The following is a 15,731-nucleotide window of genomic DNA, read 5'->3' on the forward strand; positions in this document are numbered from 1 at the left end:
ATTATTCGTTACCCATTCTTTCCTGCTCAATTTCTTCAGCAATTCTACGTTCTATGATAGGTTCAATAAGTGTTTTTCTACTTTGTTTTTCTATAAAAGGTGAAATTTCTAATTCCCTTTTCATTCGATCAGCTGGATTTTTATATTTATTTGTTCCCACCAATATTAATTCACCCGTTTCTACAGCTTTAATTTCTTCGGATGAGGAAGCCTTAATTTTCTGTTGGATTTTCCCATCAAATAGTTGTTGAATATACCCCCCACCTTGCTCTAATTGTTTAAAAATTTCCCAAGCACTTTCATTGAATTGACTTATCAACGAATCGATGTAATACACTCCATCGGTAGGGTTTTTTACCTTATCAAAATAGCTTTCTTCTTTCAACATTAACAATTGATTTCTAGAAATTCGCTCACCAAAGTCGTTTGATTTATGGTAAATTTCATCGTAAGCTAAATTAGCCACTACATGACTTCCTCCTAAAACAGCCGACATGCATTCTGTGGTTGTTCGCAACATATTAACGTTGTAGTCGTATAAAGTTTTGTTGCGTTTAGACGGGGTAGTGAAAAAAGTATAATCAACTTCTATTTCATAAGCTTCTAAAAGGCTTTCGATTAAAAAAGGAAGGGCTTTTATTTTAGCAATCTCAAAAAAGTAATTAGAACCAACGGCATTGATTACTTTTACTTCTAGTTTTGTTATTTTTAAATGATTAGCCCAATTTAAATATTCATTTAATTGAGCCATAGTGTAGGCTAACTGCTGAGGAATTGTTGCTCCTGCTTGTTGAAAAAGCCGGGCGTCTAGGTTTGCTACTACCGTTGAATTAGTCAATAAATTGGCCCATTGCTGTTGATCTTTTTCTAAATTTTCCCACCAATTTCCTGTGGAAGCAAAATGATGAAGGGGGTCAATTCCAATTTCAAATTTTGCTATATGATGCTTAGCTGAATCGATTATAATTGCTGAAAGTTGATGAGTAGGGTTTTGATACTCTACAAAGAAGTGAATGTTTAAATCAGAAACTGCATCAAAATAAGTTTTGTAATCTAAATTAGAATTTGAAATAACAACCCAAATTAATTCAGCTCCTCTATTCACAACGTCTTTAGTGAAATTTATAGCATTTTGAATTCCGTGATCAAAAAGAATTTGTTCAGCAATTTCCCAAGTATTATTTTGTGGAGAACTAAACTTTTCATTGATTTCATCTTTATGATAAAAAGGTTTGATATCAATACCGTGTGGGGTCTTGGTTATTAACTTATCATTGTAATCGGCTCCTTTTAAATCGACTTGAATTTTTTGCTTCCAAGCTTTAGCAGAAACCGCTTCAAAATCCTTAAACAATTTATTTTTCATAGTTTATCTTTCTAGGCTGTCGGCATATTCAATAATAAAAATCTCTTCATCAGGTCTTTTCATATAGTATTGTTGCCGAGCAAACTTTTCAATTTCTATAGAATCATTTAGGTTTTCTAAAATTCTATGATCATTTTCAATTTCTTTGAGGTAATATTCTTTATTTTTGAGTAAATCTTTTTTATCTTGATTTAACTCCCTGTGATTAAGCCAGGAATTGGCATCAAAAAACAACATCCAAATACCAAACAACAATCCAACAAAAACGTATTTATTGCTAATTATTTTTAACCAAGTTTTAGATTTTAGGTTGTTTAAATTCATAGTTCAAAAATACATATTTTTTTCTTTATGTCTTAATGAAATTTAATCAATGCAGAATATTAAATACACAGAAAAAAAGGAGCAAAATTTAATTTTTGCTCCTTTTTATAGTTTTTGCCTTAATTATACTTTTAAATTCATTAAGAATAATTGAGATTAGTTGAAATTAGATAACTACTCTCTAATATGTGCATCACCGTAAACATAGTATTTGTTGGTTACTAACTGTTTAAGCCCAAGTGGTCCTCTGTGGTGTAATTTATCAGTTGAAATAGCAAGCTCTGCACCTACTCCCATTTGTCCTCCGTCGGTAAATCTTGTAGAGGCATTGTGGTAAACAGCAGCTGAGTCAATTTCTTCCATAAATCTTTTGGCTTCTGTTTCATTTTCAGTTAAAATCACTGAAGAATGCTTTCCTGAATAAGTATTTATCATTTGATGTGCTTCTTCTTGACTATTAACTGAGGTAATTAAAATTTTCATGGCTAAAAATTCTTCATACCAGGTACTTTCATTTTCTAACTTTTGATGATTTGCTAATACTTCAGCCACTTTTCCATCCACTAGAGTTTCTACTCCAGCCGAATCTAAAGTTTTGGCCAAGTCTTTTACTTTTGTATTAAAATCGGGTAAATTATCATCGATTAAAACCTTGTCTAGCGCATTACAGCCTGATATTTTATCGGTTTTTGCATTGATTAAAACCTTAACTGTTTTTGTCCAATCGGCGTTTTTAGAGACATACATAAAGTTATTACCTCGACCACTAATTAATACGGCACATTTAGCATATTGCTTCACAAAATCGATTAAACGTTCGCCACCTCTTGGCACAATTAAATCTAGTTTTTCAGTTGGCTTCATTAAGAAGGATTGAGTTTCTTGTCTATTCATCACCAACATTTTAATCCAATCTTTAGCTAATCCATTTTGTTCTAAAGCCATGTGCCAACATTTCACAAGTTCTTCATTAGAATGGAAAGCTTCTTTACCTCCCTTTAAAAGAATTTTGTTATTAGCTTTAAAGGCCAAAACTGCGGCTTCAATAGTAACATCAGGTCTAGATTCATAAATAATTAATATAGTTCCAAAAGGATCTGTTTTATTGATGATTTTTAAACCCGAATCTAACGTTATATTTGAAATTTCGTTACCTACGGGGTCTTCTTGATTTTTTACTTCTTGAACAGCACGCTTCATATCATCTACTTTAGTGTCGTTAACAACTAAGCGATCGTAAAGTGCTTGATCATCACGATCAAAAGTATCTAAGTCTTTTTTATTTGCAGCTATAATTTCTTTTCGTCTTTCTTCAATAAGGTTAATCATTGATTCTAAAACGGCATTTTTTTTATCAGTACTTAATAATTGCATTAATTATTGATTTTTATAGTTTAAATTCAGTTCCTTTTCTCTTTCCCTCTAAAATATCGATGATGATATTTTCGTCTTTTCCATTAGCAATATAGGTAGGAATATGTTTTGAAGCGGTAAGTTTGGCTATCTTTAATTTAGATTCCATTCCGCCTCTTCCTTCACCTTCTGCTTTTTCATTCTCCTGAACATATTTTTCAACTTGATCATGTACTTTTACTTCATGCAAAAGTTTTGACTTATCGTCGTCAGGATGTCCGGTATAAAGTCCATCAATATCGGTAAGCATGATTAATTTATCGGCACCAACTAATTCAGCTACGAGACTTGCCAACTCATCATTATCAGAGAACATAGACATAGATAAAGACACGGCATCATCCTCATTAGCAACGGGAATAATTCCTTCGTTTAGCAGGCCTTCATAGCAATTAATCATGTTTTCACGGTATTTACCTGGTGCAAAATCACGTTTTGTTGCCAAAACTTGACCACATCGCATTCCAAAATCATGGAACATAGTGTAATAATGGCGCATCATTCTTGGCTGACCCACAGAAGAATATATCTGTCTTCTCGTTGTTTTATCTTCAGCTAGACATTCTCCCAAAACCTCTTTACCAGCAATGGCAGAACCTGAAGACACTAAAATTGTAATTATATCGCGCTCATATAAGTAAGCGATTTGTCTTACCAGGTTTTTTAAAATTGGTCCAACAATTCTATTATTTCTGTTGGTCATTACATTGGTTCCAACCTTTACTACTACACGTTGTTTAAAATTTCCTTTAACTGTCATGTTTTTATTATTCGTTTCCTAGTTCTACCGCCCTATTAAATGCAGCATAAGCTGCTTCTTTAATTAATTCTTCTACATTGTTGTCGTCCATAGAATCTAAGGCTGCTTGAGTGGTGCCACCTTTAGAAGCAACTTTGTTCATCCAAGTTTTAGGGGTTAAATCGGATTGATTAAACAATTCTACAGCACCTTCAAAAGTAGTGCTTACTAGAACTTTAGAATCATTTTCAGAAAAGCCCATTTTTCTTGCTGCTTCAAGCATTGATTGCATAAAGTAAAAGACATAGGCTGGGCCACTTCCTGAAATTCCAGTTGATTTATTAATAAACTCTTCATTTTTAACACGAATAGACTCACCTGTAGTATCTAAAAGTCCGCGAATTGTGAGTAATTCAACACGAGAAACTTCTTTAGATTCTGTGTAAGAAGTAACTCCCTTACCAACTTTTGCAGGTAAGTTTGGCATTGTTCTTACTACCTTTTTTACGCCTAAACCATCTTGAATTTGCTTAATGGTAATTCCAGCCATTAATGAAACAAAGATTTGATCCTGATGAATGTGAGGTAACATGCTTTTAAATAAATCTTCTGAATGATAGGGTTTTACTCCAATAAAAACAATATCTGCTTCAGGTAGGCAATCTTCTAATTGACCATACACATCAAATTCTTCTCTTTTGTTGAGCAAAGAAATTAAATCGGCAGATAAATCATGAATCATTAATTTTTTTCTACCTAATAAAGGCGACATAGCCATTCCTTCGGAATAGGTTAAGCCCATATTTCCAGCTCCAATAACAAGTATTTTCATTCTATATAATTTATTTTAAAATTATTATTTGCCTCAAAGTATGCAAGATTAATGCGAAAAACAAGTTTTTCTTAATTAATTTCAATAAAATAACATAAAAAGTGAATTTTAAGCTTTAAATAGGCTACTTAAAGGTTATTGGAGTAAAATTTGAAATTTTAAAAAAAAGTTATGCAATTTTGTCAGTGACAAAATGTAAAAAGAGTAGAAGAAATAAAAGAATTTTAAAACTTTAGAGATGATTTTTCTAAAAAGTGAGTCAATCTTAAAGTTGATATTTTTGAATTAAGAATAAAAAAACTCAACATCCGAATTTTTCAAATGATGAGTTTTGTGGTAGTATATTCATTATTTTGTTAAGGACTAACAAAATTTAATCCTACATTAAAATATAATGGATTTTCAAGTGTATTAATCATACCAAAGTCTTGATTGCCAAAAAAGCCTCTAAAAAAATCGCGACTCCCATCTAATTCATCGGCGTCATAGGACCAATCCCAACGATAGCCTGCTTGAATACTCGCCCAAATATAACCTGTTAACTTTGTTTGAAATTCTATTTTTGGTCTTACCTCTCCACGTCTAATTTCGTAAGAATTTCCATTGATGGAATATTCATCGATATGATAACTCTGACCTTCTAAATCAAATCCAGCTAAAAGTAACGAGTTTTTATTGAAGTTATACCTAAGGTAGGCTCGTGCAGGAAATAAAATTTCTGTACCCCATTTTTTATTTTTAGAAGTCCAGTCATACATAATTACAGGCACATAATTTAGATTTCCAACGCGATAAGTCCTTGATACACCAATCCCCCATCTAAAGTAGTCATTCACTCTTCTTCCGTAAACAGCGGCAGCACTATATCGAATGGTGTTTAAGGGCTGGAAGCTATCTAATGCAAAGTTTCCACTCATGTCCATTTGCCCCTGAAAAACAATAAACTCAGTTTCATTCATAGGAAAAAACAAGGTGTTGGTCCAATTGATATTACGCAGACCATCTTCATTTAAAATTTGTCCTAAACCTCTTGCTTCATTACCATTAGGCAAGGTAAATCTACTTTCACCAAATTCAGCATCTGGACTAATGGAATAACGCGTATCCATAAAATTTATTCCTGATTGCCAAACAAAGCTACTTTTTGAAATAATAGGAATTTTGGTATTAATGCGAAGTCCGCCCGTAAAGTCAGCTCTTCCCGATTCGTTTACATTTGGATTAGTTTCATCTACATCAAAGCCTTCAACTGAAGATTCAGGAAAACGAACTTCTGAGAATTCGTAATCATAAGGCATTTGCGCATCAAAACTTACACTAATAAAACGTTGCGGACTCATTCCTGAGAGTGTTGGTGCTGCATATCTTTTAATTGGGGTATCATCTTCTAATTCAAAATCGTCATACATATCCCAATCTTCTTCGTCCTCTTGAGCAAAAGTAACGAGGCTACCAAGGAGCAGAAAACTGAAAATTAATTTTAAGTAAGTGTGTTTCATAGTGCTAAAGTTAAAAAAAGCTGTTGATTGAATCTTCAATCAACAGCTTTAAAATAGTGAATGTTATTTCTTTTTCATTTTAAGCCTTCTCCAAGTATCTGAACGACCAAAAGTTTTAACGCCAATATAACCTCTAATATCTAAGGTATTATCATCTTTCATTGTAATTACACAATCGTAAGTTTCGCCTTTTTCTGGATCGTAAATAGTTCCATCTTCCCAAACGCCATCACCTTTATATTGAAAATCTTTCAAAATTCTATAGCCTCTCAAAGGAACATCTCGCATACTCTCATCTGGGTTATTTTTATCTAACTTAGGTTTGTCTGTGGCGGGATCATTGGGTTCTTTCAGCCATACTATTTTACCGTAAAATTTATCATCAATTTGATCAATTTTTACTTTAGCTTTACCGTGTCCTGGTTCCCAAACACCAACTAAGGCATCTGCATCTTGTGCAAACCCTGTTAGACTCATTAAAAATACACCAGCTAATAAAATTGTTTTTTTCATTTTGTTTTAATTTAAAGTTTTCAATTACTATTTATCAATACTCATTCCATTTATTTTTTCACCATAAGCTCTATAACCACCTGTAAATTAAAGTTGATGTCTTCATAAAATTCTTCTTCTAACAAATCGAAATCACCAACAAAAGTGATTTTTTCATCCTTTAAAGCTTTTAACACTTCTTCCTGTTTATCTGCTATTTTTAGTGAATAAGACCGATTATGCTGAATATTTTCTTCTAAAAGCCCAATGCGATTCATACTTGTATATTTAGACTTCATTTCCATTACCATTTTATTTATCTTCGGAAAATCTTCGTCCTCTGGAGTTGAAATTTTTAATTCATGGATTCTCGCATCTTCAAAGTCTTCGCTTGAAAATTCTTCTCCTAAAAGTGAATTAATATCAAGTTCCCAAGAAACAGTTGCAGTGTTAGACCCTTCAAACATAGGACCAATAGCTTTCAACTTTAAAACAGGAGTTTCAATTAGATGAGACTCCGTTTCTACAGAACATGAACCAAATAAAAGAGCGATAAAAAATAAGACTAAGTAAAAGTAGTTTGTTTTCATTTTTTTGTGTTTTTATTCAACAAATCTATATAAAATTCTTTAATTATTTACGCAATTATTTTTTTACTTCACTTTCAAAACTTTCAATTAGATTAATCTTTTAAGCAAAAACCTGTTTTAATTTAATTACCAACAATGCGATAACAAAAATATCATTATATTTGAGCAAATTTTTCATCTAAATTTTGTTTCATTTAAACAAATAAAAATTATTATTTTCTCTTAATCTATTTTTCACATAAGTTTTAACTTTTTATTATGCGTGCATAGTAAATTTTTCTTACATTTGGCTTGTCATATTAAGCTAAATGAGAGAAAAAACAATTGATTATGTTTTACGTGCCACTTGGATGGCAGTAGCAAAAATGTACAACGAAGAGGCTGGTAAACAAGGAAGCACAATGGCTACTGGTTTTGTTTTACTAAACATAGATCCTGAAGATGGAACTCCCTCAACATCTTTAGGGCCAAAAATGGGGATGGAAGCAACAAGTCTTTCGCGTACTTTAAAAACCATGGAAAACAAGGGGCTTATTTCTAGACAGAGAAATCCTGAAGATGGAAGAAGCGTACTTATTCAGCTAACAGATTTTGGAAAAGAAATGAGAGAATATTCTAAAGGGGTTGTTCTCAAGTTTGATGAAAAAGTAAAAGAAAATATAAGTGATGTAGATTTAAAAACTTTTATTGAAGTAGCTAATACCATCATTGATTTAATTTCAAATAGAAAAATTTATTAATCATACTTTAATTACTATTATATGAAACGAAGAATAAATAAAGTTGCAGTCATCGGGTCTGGTATAATGGGAAGCGGTATTGCTTGTCATTTTGCCAATATTGGAGCTGAAGTCTTGTTACTTGATATAGTTCCTAAAGAACTTACCCAAAAAGAAAAAAAGCTAGGGTTAAAGCTAGAAGATAAAAATGTAAGGAACAGAATTGTAAATGAGGCTTTACAGGCTTCTCTAAAATCGAAACCCTCTCCTATTTATCACAAAGATTTTGCACAACGTATTACCACAGGAAATATAGAAGACGATATTGCTAAAGTAAAAGACGCCGATTGGATTTTAGAGGTAGTTGTTGAACGACTTGATATTAAAAAACAAGTTTTTGACAATCTAGAAAAACACAGAAAACCAGGAACCCTTATCACATCCAATACCTCTGGTATTCCTATTAAATTTATGAATAAAGGTAGAAGTGATGATTTCAAGAAGCATTTCTGTGGAACTCATTTTTTTAATCCACCTCGTTACTTAAAGCTTTTTGAAGTAATTCCAGGGCCTGATACTTCTAAAGATGTAATCGATTTTCTGAATGAATACGGCGAAAAATTCTTAGGAAAGACCTCCGTAGTTGCTAAAGATACTCCCGCATTTATAGGAAACCGAGTTGGAATATTCTCTATTATGTCGCTTTTTCATCAAGTAAAAGAAATGGATATGAGCATTGAGGAAATTGATAAACTCACGGGGCCTCTAATTGGAAGACCAAAATCTGCTACTTTTAGAACAGTTGATGTGGTTGGCTTAGATACCTTAGTGCATGTGGCCAATGGTTTATACGAAAACTGTCCTGATGATGAGCGAAACGAACTTTTCAGACTTCCTGATTTTATTGAAACCATGATGAAAAATGAGTGGCTAGGAAGCAAAACTGGTCAAGGATTTTATAAAAAAGTGAAAAATAAAGATGGGGCTAGTAAAATTAAATCGCTTGACTTAAATTCAATGGAATACCGTGACAAAGAAAGTCCGCGTTTTGAAGTCATGAATAAAACAAAATCGATTGATAATGTAGCCGATCGATTCCCTGTTTTAATAGAAGACAGTAGTAAAGCTGGTAAATTCTTCAGAAGAAATTTTGCCGCTCTTTTTGCTTATGTACAACATAGAATTCCTGAAATTTCTGACGAATTATACAAAATTGATGATGCCATGAAGGCTGGATTTGGCTGGCAACATGGCCCTTTTCAAATTTGGGATGCCGTTGGTTTAGAAAAAGGTATCGAATTGATGAAGGAAGAAGGTTACGAAATAGCTCAATGGATACAAGATTTATCGGCTTCTAAGCAAAATACATTCTACACCATAAAAAATGGGAATACTTACTTTTATGATATTCCTTCAAAAGAGCAAACCAAAGTGCCAGGTCAGGATGCATTCATCATCTTAGACAACATCCGCGAAAGCAGAAAAGTATTTGAAAATAAAGGTGTATCTGTTCAAGATTTGGGCGACGGTATCTTAAATGTTGAATTCAGAAGTAAAATGAATTCTATTGATGGTGATGTGCTTAATGGTTTAAATCACGCCATCGACTTAGCTGAAAAAGAATACCAAGGGTTGGTAGTTGCTAACAACGGACAAAATTTTTCAGTTGGCGCTAATATTGGAATGATTTTTATGTTTGCGGTTGAACAAGAATACGAAGAATTAAACGGCGCTATTAAATACTTCCAAGACACGATGATGCGTATGCGTTACTCTTCCATTCCCACTATTGCTGCACCGCATAAAATGGCTTTAGGTGGTGGTTGTGAGTTGAGTTTACACGCCGATAAAGTAGTAGCTGCTGCAGAAACCTATATTGGTTTAGTTGAATTTGGTGTAGGTGTTATTCCTGGCGGTGGCGGCTCAAAGGAAATGACTTTGAGAGCTGCACAAACTTTCCAAAAAGATGACGTTGAATTAAACCGATTACGTGAGCATTTCCTTACCATTGGAATGGCAAAAGTAGCTAAATCGGCTCATGAGGCCTACGATTTAAATATTCTTCAAAAAGGAAAAGATATTGTTGTAGTGAATGATAACCGAAGAATTGCTACTGCTAAAAAACACGCTTTACTTATGGCTGAACAAGGCTACACAAAACCTGTAAAAACAAACAATGTAAAGGTTTTAGGAAGACAAGCTTTAGGTGCATTTTTAGTAGGAACCGACCAGATGATGGCTGGAAAATACATTAGTGAACATGATAAGAAAATTGCTAACAAGCTAGCTTATGTAATGTCGGGAGGCGATTTATCCGCCCCAACTATGGTAAGCGAACAATATTTATTAGACCTAGAACGCGAAGCTTTTTTATCGCTTTGTGGAGAACGAAAAACGCTAGAGCGTATTCAGCACATGATTAAGAAAGGGAAACCGTTGAGAAATTAATGGCCCCTCTGCCTAAAGGCATCTCCCCCAAGGGGAGAAATATAATGTAAATGAATATAATAACATAAAACCCTATTCACCCCTAATAGAAGTTCCCCCTTTGGGGGATAGGGGGCAACTTATGAAAACAGCATATATAGTAAAAGGATACAGAACCGCAGTTGGAAAAGCTAACAAAGGCGTTTTCCGATTTAAACGACCAGACGACTTAGCCGCAGAAACCATTCAGTACATGATGAAACAATTGCCAGATTTTGATAAAACAAAAATTGACGACGTCATTGTAGGTAATGCCATGCCCGAAGCAGAGCAAGGTTTAAATGTAGGTCGATTGATTTCGCTAATGGGATTAAAAACCGAAGAAGTACCAGGCGTAACCGTTAATCGATATTGTGCTTCAGGAATTGAAACTATTGCTATGGCCAGTGCAAAAATTTCAACAGGTATGGCCGATTGTATAATTGCTGGAGGTGCAGAAAGCATGAGTTACATTCCTATGGGTGGTTATAAACCTGTTCCTAATTACCAAATAGGTAAAGAAGGAAACGAAAGTTATTACTGGGGAATGGGACTTACCGCTGAAGCCGTTGCTAACAAATACAAGGTAAACAGAGAAAATCAAGATGAATTTGCCTATAATTCTCATAAAAAAGCCTTGAAAGCACAAGAGGAAAATAGATTTCAAAACCAAATTGTTCCTATTGATGTGAATGAAGTCTATTTGGATGAAAATGGCAAAAAAACCGATAGAAGTTATACTGTGACCAAAGATGAAGGACCAAGAAAAGGAACAAGTATTGAAGCCTTAAACAAATTACGACCAGTATTTGCTGAAGGTGGAAGCGTAACCGCTGGGAATTCTTCGCAAACCAGTGACGGTGCTGCTTTTGTGATGGTAGTAAGTGAACAATTTATGAAAGATCATAACTTAGAGCCAATAGCTCGTTTGGTTAGCTATGCCACTGTTGGTGTTGAGCCAAAAATAATGGGAATTGGTCCTGTAAAAGCCATTCCAAAAGCATTAGAGCAAGCGGGATTAAAACAAAAAGACATCGAATTAATTGAATTGAACGAAGCATTTGCTTCTCAGTCACTTGCTGTAATTAGAGAACTAGATTTAAATCAAGAGATTGTAAACGTAAACGGAGGAGCTATTTCACTTGGACATCCTCTAGGATGTACAGGAGGTAAATTAACCGTCCAGTTGTTTGATGAAATGAATCAGCGAGGCCTTAAAAATAAATACGGAATGGTTACTATGTGTGTAGGAACGGGACAAGGTGCTGCTGGAATTTATGAGGTGTTTTAAATAGTATTAAGTACAAAGTATTAAGAGATGAGAGGTGAGAGATGAGAGGTGAGAATTTAAATTTTTTATTAAAGTTTTTTTTTAACTAAAAAAAATATCATGGTAAAAAGGAAAAGACATAATCATAGAAACTTAAAAATTTGGCAACTTGGGACTGAAATCATGAAAGATGTATATGACATCACTTCAACTTTTCCAAAAAAGGAAAATTTTAGACTCACTTCGCAACTTACTGGATGTGCAGTATCTATGCCGAGCAATAAAGCTGAAGGTTCAGCTAGAACTGATAAGGCTTTTAGTCATTTTTTAGAAATTTCACTTGGTTCTTCATTTGAACATGGAACCCAACTAATTGCAGCACATCACGCAAAGTATATATCAGATAAAATTTATAAAGAACAAGATGACAAAAACAACGAATTTCAGCGAATGACAATGAGTTTTATTGAGACTTTGTAAGTCTTACTTCTCATTTCTTATATCTAAATTCTTAAAAGAAAAATATAAAAATGCTAATTCCTCCCAATTAGTCGTAACATAAATGTCTCTCCCTTTGGGGGGACGAAAGGGGGACTTAAAATCAAAAAAATGGAAACACAAGAAAAAGAAGTAATTAGAGGTGGTCAGTTTCTGGTAAAAGAAGCTAATGCTCAAGCTATCTTCACACCAGAAGATTTTACAGATGAGCAAAAAATGATGCGCGACTCGGTAAAAGAGTTTGTGGATCGTGAAATATGGCCCAAAAAAGAAGAATTTGAGAAGAAAAATTACGCCCTAACCGAAGAAATTATGCGTAAAGCAGGAGAACTTGGTTTTTTAGGCGTAGCTGTTCCTGAACAATACGATGGAATGGGAATGGACTTTGTCTCTACCATGTTGGTATGTGATTATATTTCTGGAGCAACAGGATCCGTAGCCACTGCTTTTGGTGCGCATACAGGAATTGGAACTTTGCCTATCACCTTATACGGAACTGAAGAACAAAAGAAAAAATACATTCCTAGGTTAGCCACAGGCGAATGGTTTGGCGCATATTGCTTAACCGAACCTGGAGCTGGATCGGATGCTAATTCTGGAAAAACTAAAGCAGTTTTGTCTGAAGATGGAAAATACTACCATATTTCAGGACAGAAAATGTGGATTTCTAATGCTGGGTTTTGCGATTTATTTATTGTTTTTGCAAGAATTGAGGATGATAAATACATCACCGGTTTTATTGTTGAAAAAGATTTAGAGAATGGAATTTCAATGGGTGATGAAGAGAAAAAACTAGGAATTCACTCCTCCTCTACTCGTCAGGTATTTTTCAATGAAACCAAAGTTCCTGTTGAAAATATGTTAGGCGAAAGAGGTGGCGGATTCAAGATTGCCATGAATGCCCTTAACGTGGGTAGAATTAAATTGGCGGCTGCTTGTTTAGACGCTCAGCGAAGAGTGATTGATACAGCTGTGAAGTATGCTAACGACAGAGTTCAATTTAAAACTCCAATTGCAAAGTTTGGTGCTATTCGCGAAAAATTAGCTGAAATGGCTACTCGTGCCTTTGTTGATGAGTCGGCTTCTTACCGGGCAGCAAAAGACATTGAAGACAGGATTAACGCAAGAAAAGAGGCTGGAGCAAGCCACCAAGAAGCAGAATTGAAAGGAGTTGAAGAATATGCTATAGAATGTTCTATTTTAAAAGTGATTGTTTCAGAACACGCCCAAAAATGTACAGATGAAGGAATTCAAATTTTTGGAGGAATGGGCTTTTCAGCAGATACACCCATGGAAGCCGCATGGAGAGATGCAAGAATTTCAAGAATTTATGAAGGCACCAATGAAATTAATCGAATGCTCTCTGTAGGGATGATGATTAAAAAAGCCATGAAAGGCCATGTTGATTTATTAGGTCCAGCTAATGAAGTAAAGGAAGAGTTAACTGGTATTCCTTCTTTTGAAACCCCCGATTATTCAGCTCCACTTTCTGAGGAAAGAGCAATGATAAAAAAATTGAAGAAAGCTTTCTTAATGGTAGCTGGAGCCGCTATGCAGAAATATGGTGAGGAAATTGAAGAACACCAACAATTACTGATGGCTTCTGCAGATATTTTAATGGAAATTTATATGGCTGAATCGGCTATTTTAAGAGCCCAAAAAAATGCTGAAAAAACTAGCGAAGAAGAAGCTAAATACCAAGTAGCTATGGCGCAACTTTATTTATATTATGCAGTAGAACGCGTTAATCAGCGTGCTAAACAAGCTATTATTTCATTTGCAGAAGGCGACGAACAAAAAATGATGTTAGTCGGCTTAAAACGCTTCACAAAATATGACAATTATCCTAATATAATTGCATTACAAGAGCTCGTTGCTGAAAAAGTTGTTAGCGAGAACACCTATCCATTTTAAGATTGTGCCAAAATTTAAAAGTATAGGTACTTATTCAATTAGGGTGCAACCGTCTAAATTTTGTTTAGACGGTTGTTTTTTTCAATAATGCTTACGCCACTTTAATTATACCAACTCTACTTTATTTAAGATTAGTCCAGAAGCTGGAGCTATATGTTCAAGCTTTAATTTGTTCTTTCCTTCTAGGGTATCTTCAAAGAAATCGACTGATTTTTCCTTACTGCCTAAATCAATTAGCATGCCCATCATTAAACGAATTTGATTGCGTTTAAACCCCTTCCCTACTACTTTTAAAACATGTAATTTTTCAGGAAAAAAACTAGCTTGAAAATAGGTGTTTTCAATGATTTCACAAGTTTTGATTTCCCCAAGAGTAATGGTATGTAGTGTGGGTCTAAACGTATAGGAATAGAAGTCTTTTTCACCTTCAAACTTTTTTGCACAAGCTCTCATTAGATCCAAATCTAAATCTTTTGAAATATTGGCCATAAAAGGCGCGGCAAAAGGATGAATTTTTTCAGGAAAAGCAAAAAAATACAAGTATTCTTTCCATTTTGGATGCTGAATTATATTGAACTTGATTTCTCTTTCTTCTAGCGATAAAGCTCTTAAATCGGGCGGTAAATTTTGATTAAGTAAAGATAGAAAATCCTTCTCTAGTTCATGATAAGTAAAAAGCTGAATGTAGGTTTGTTCAACAGAGACTAAGGCATCAGTCCTTCCAGCAGAAATTACGTTAAACTTTTTTCCTTCAAAAACAAACTTCAAGGTTTTTCTTACTCTACCTTCTAAGGTTTTTACATCTGGTTGCTGTTGCCACCCGTGGTATCGAAATCCTAAATATTGAAATTTTATAAGGTAGGTATAGCGTTTAGGTTGCATTAATTTTGATTTGAATTTTCAAAAATAAGATTTCCCATAAAAAAACCACTCACTAATTTTAAAAATTAATGAGTGGGTCAAAACAAACTTATTAAAACTTAAAAACTAAAACTTTAGGCTAATGTTGTAGCCTTTTGTTGAATAATACTAACTAAATCATCTTTAGATAAGACTCCACTTTGTCTCCATTTTTGTTCACCTTTTTGAAATAGCATCATAGTTGGCACTCCTCTTACTTGAAATTGGCTTGCCAGCGCTTGATTTTTATCGACATCAATTTTTACAATCTTTACTTGTTCACCTAATTCAGTTTTAACTTCCTGAAGAATGGGAGCTAACATTTTACATGGACCACACCAATCTGCAAAAAAATCAACTAAAACTGGAATTTCTGACTGGATCAATTCATTAAAACTTGTTTTCATAACTCTAATTTTAGGCAAAAATACCAAAGTTTAGAGCAATTATAAGTAACTTGAGTTACAGATCAATATGTAAAATCTTTTTTATGCTTTGGCCTTCTAATTTTTTTCCATTCCCCACTTTACTTGTTGTTCCAGAAAAATTTTCTAAGAAATTTATCCGGAATCTCACTGTACCGAAGACAAAGCAAACTTCCTACTAAAAAACATGTTCAGGATTCCAATTCATAAGATTCCGCATCTCGCTATCTCTCGTGCGGAATGACAAAAGGAAGGGAAGTGCGGAATCTCACTGTACCGAAGAC

Annotated in this window: 15 protein-coding genes; 5 read left to right on the plus strand and 10 right to left on the minus strand. The window is 34.0% G+C overall.

Annotated features, from left to right (window positions below):
- Position 1: 1 nt before the first annotated feature.
- The 8 genes from G7034_RS05350 to G7034_RS05385 all read right to left on the minus strand — a co-directional run bounded on the left by G7034_RS05350 (position 2) and on the right by G7034_RS05385 (position 7,255).
- A complete protein-coding gene (locus tag G7034_RS05350; protein ID WP_166399932.1) occupies positions 2–1,366 on the minus strand; it encodes a methylmalonyl-CoA mutase subunit beta in 1,365 nt (454 codons plus the stop codon).
- Between the two features lie 3 nt (positions 1,367–1,369).
- Positions 1,370–1,690: an FtsB family cell division protein gene (locus G7034_RS05355; protein WP_166399933.1), complete on the minus strand. Its 321-nt coding sequence runs from the start codon at positions 1,688–1,690 to the stop codon at positions 1,370–1,372.
- 174 nt (positions 1,691–1,864) lie between these two features.
- Positions 1,865–3,064 carry a glutamate-5-semialdehyde dehydrogenase gene (locus tag G7034_RS05360; protein ID WP_166399934.1) on the minus strand — a complete coding sequence of 400 codons (1,200 nt, stop codon included), beginning with the start codon at positions 3,062–3,064 and terminating at the stop codon, positions 1,865–1,867.
- A 13-nt stretch (positions 3,065–3,077) separates the two neighbouring features.
- Positions 3,078–3,863 carry a glutamate 5-kinase gene (gene proB, locus G7034_RS05365; protein WP_166399935.1) on the minus strand — a complete coding sequence of 262 codons (786 nt, stop codon included), beginning with the start codon at positions 3,861–3,863 and terminating at the stop codon, positions 3,078–3,080.
- A 7-nt stretch (positions 3,864–3,870) separates the two neighbouring features.
- Positions 3,871–4,674 carry a pyrroline-5-carboxylate reductase gene (proC, locus tag G7034_RS05370; RefSeq protein ID WP_166399936.1) on the minus strand — a complete coding sequence of 268 codons (804 nt, stop codon included), beginning with the start codon at positions 4,672–4,674 and terminating at the stop codon, positions 3,871–3,873.
- A 356-nt stretch (positions 4,675–5,030) separates the two neighbouring features.
- On the minus strand, positions 5,031–6,173 hold the full coding sequence (locus G7034_RS05375; protein ID WP_166399937.1) for a DUF6268 family outer membrane beta-barrel protein: 1,143 nt from the start codon (positions 6,171–6,173) through the stop codon (positions 5,031–5,033).
- A 63-nt stretch (positions 6,174–6,236) separates the two neighbouring features.
- Positions 6,237–6,686 carry a DUF2147 domain-containing protein gene (locus G7034_RS05380; RefSeq protein WP_166399938.1) on the minus strand — a complete coding sequence of 150 codons (450 nt, stop codon included), beginning with the start codon at positions 6,684–6,686 and terminating at the stop codon, positions 6,237–6,239.
- Between the two features lie 50 nt (positions 6,687–6,736).
- The gene (locus G7034_RS05385; protein WP_166399939.1) at positions 6,737–7,255 is read right to left on the minus strand and encodes a hypothetical protein; all 519 of its coding nucleotides are present in this window, start codon (positions 7,253–7,255) and stop codon (positions 6,737–6,739) included.
- Between the two features lie 308 nt (positions 7,256–7,563).
- On the opposite strand from G7034_RS05385, the gene G7034_RS05390 reads away from it, so the two are divergent.
- The 5 genes from G7034_RS05390 (at position 7,564) to G7034_RS05410 (ending at position 14,122) form a co-directional block, all read left to right on the plus strand.
- Positions 7,564–7,995 carry a MarR family winged helix-turn-helix transcriptional regulator gene (locus G7034_RS05390; RefSeq protein ID WP_166399940.1) on the plus strand — a complete coding sequence of 144 codons (432 nt, stop codon included), beginning with the start codon at positions 7,564–7,566 and terminating at the stop codon, positions 7,993–7,995.
- Positions 7,996–8,016: 21 nt separating this feature from the next.
- Positions 8,017–10,422 (plus strand): 3-hydroxyacyl-CoA dehydrogenase/enoyl-CoA hydratase family protein, encoded by a 2,406-nt coding sequence (locus G7034_RS05395; RefSeq protein ID WP_166399941.1) that lies wholly within the window; start codon positions 8,017–8,019, stop codon positions 10,420–10,422.
- A gap of 121 nt (positions 10,423–10,543) precedes the next feature.
- Positions 10,544–11,731 (plus strand): acetyl-CoA C-acyltransferase, encoded by a 1,188-nt coding sequence (locus tag G7034_RS05400; RefSeq protein WP_166399942.1) that lies wholly within the window; start codon positions 10,544–10,546, stop codon positions 11,729–11,731.
- Between the two features lie 99 nt (positions 11,732–11,830).
- The gene (locus G7034_RS05405; protein ID WP_166399943.1) at positions 11,831–12,190 is read left to right on the plus strand and encodes a four helix bundle protein; all 360 of its coding nucleotides are present in this window, start codon (positions 11,831–11,833) and stop codon (positions 12,188–12,190) included.
- Between the two features lie 129 nt (positions 12,191–12,319).
- Positions 12,320–14,122, plus strand: coding sequence for an acyl-CoA dehydrogenase family protein (locus G7034_RS05410; RefSeq protein WP_166399944.1), 1,803 nt, complete (start codon positions 12,320–12,322; stop codon positions 14,120–14,122).
- A gap of 105 nt (positions 14,123–14,227) precedes the next feature.
- Here G7034_RS05410 and G7034_RS05415 read toward each other — a convergent pair whose 3' ends face one another.
- Together G7034_RS05415 and trxA are read right to left on the minus strand one after the other, a co-directional pair.
- Positions 14,228–15,004, minus strand: coding sequence for a tRNA pseudouridine synthase A (locus tag G7034_RS05415; protein WP_166399945.1), 777 nt, complete (start codon positions 15,002–15,004; stop codon positions 14,228–14,230).
- A 113-nt stretch (positions 15,005–15,117) separates the two neighbouring features.
- A complete protein-coding gene (gene trxA, locus G7034_RS05420; protein ID WP_166399946.1) occupies positions 15,118–15,429 on the minus strand; it encodes a thioredoxin in 312 nt (103 codons plus the stop codon).
- Between the last annotated feature and the right edge of the window lie 302 nt (positions 15,430–15,731).

The organism is Psychroflexus maritimus, assembly GCF_011089875.1.
GTDB classification, from domain to species: domain Bacteria; phylum Bacteroidota; class Bacteroidia; order Flavobacteriales; family Flavobacteriaceae; genus Psychroflexus; species Psychroflexus maritimus.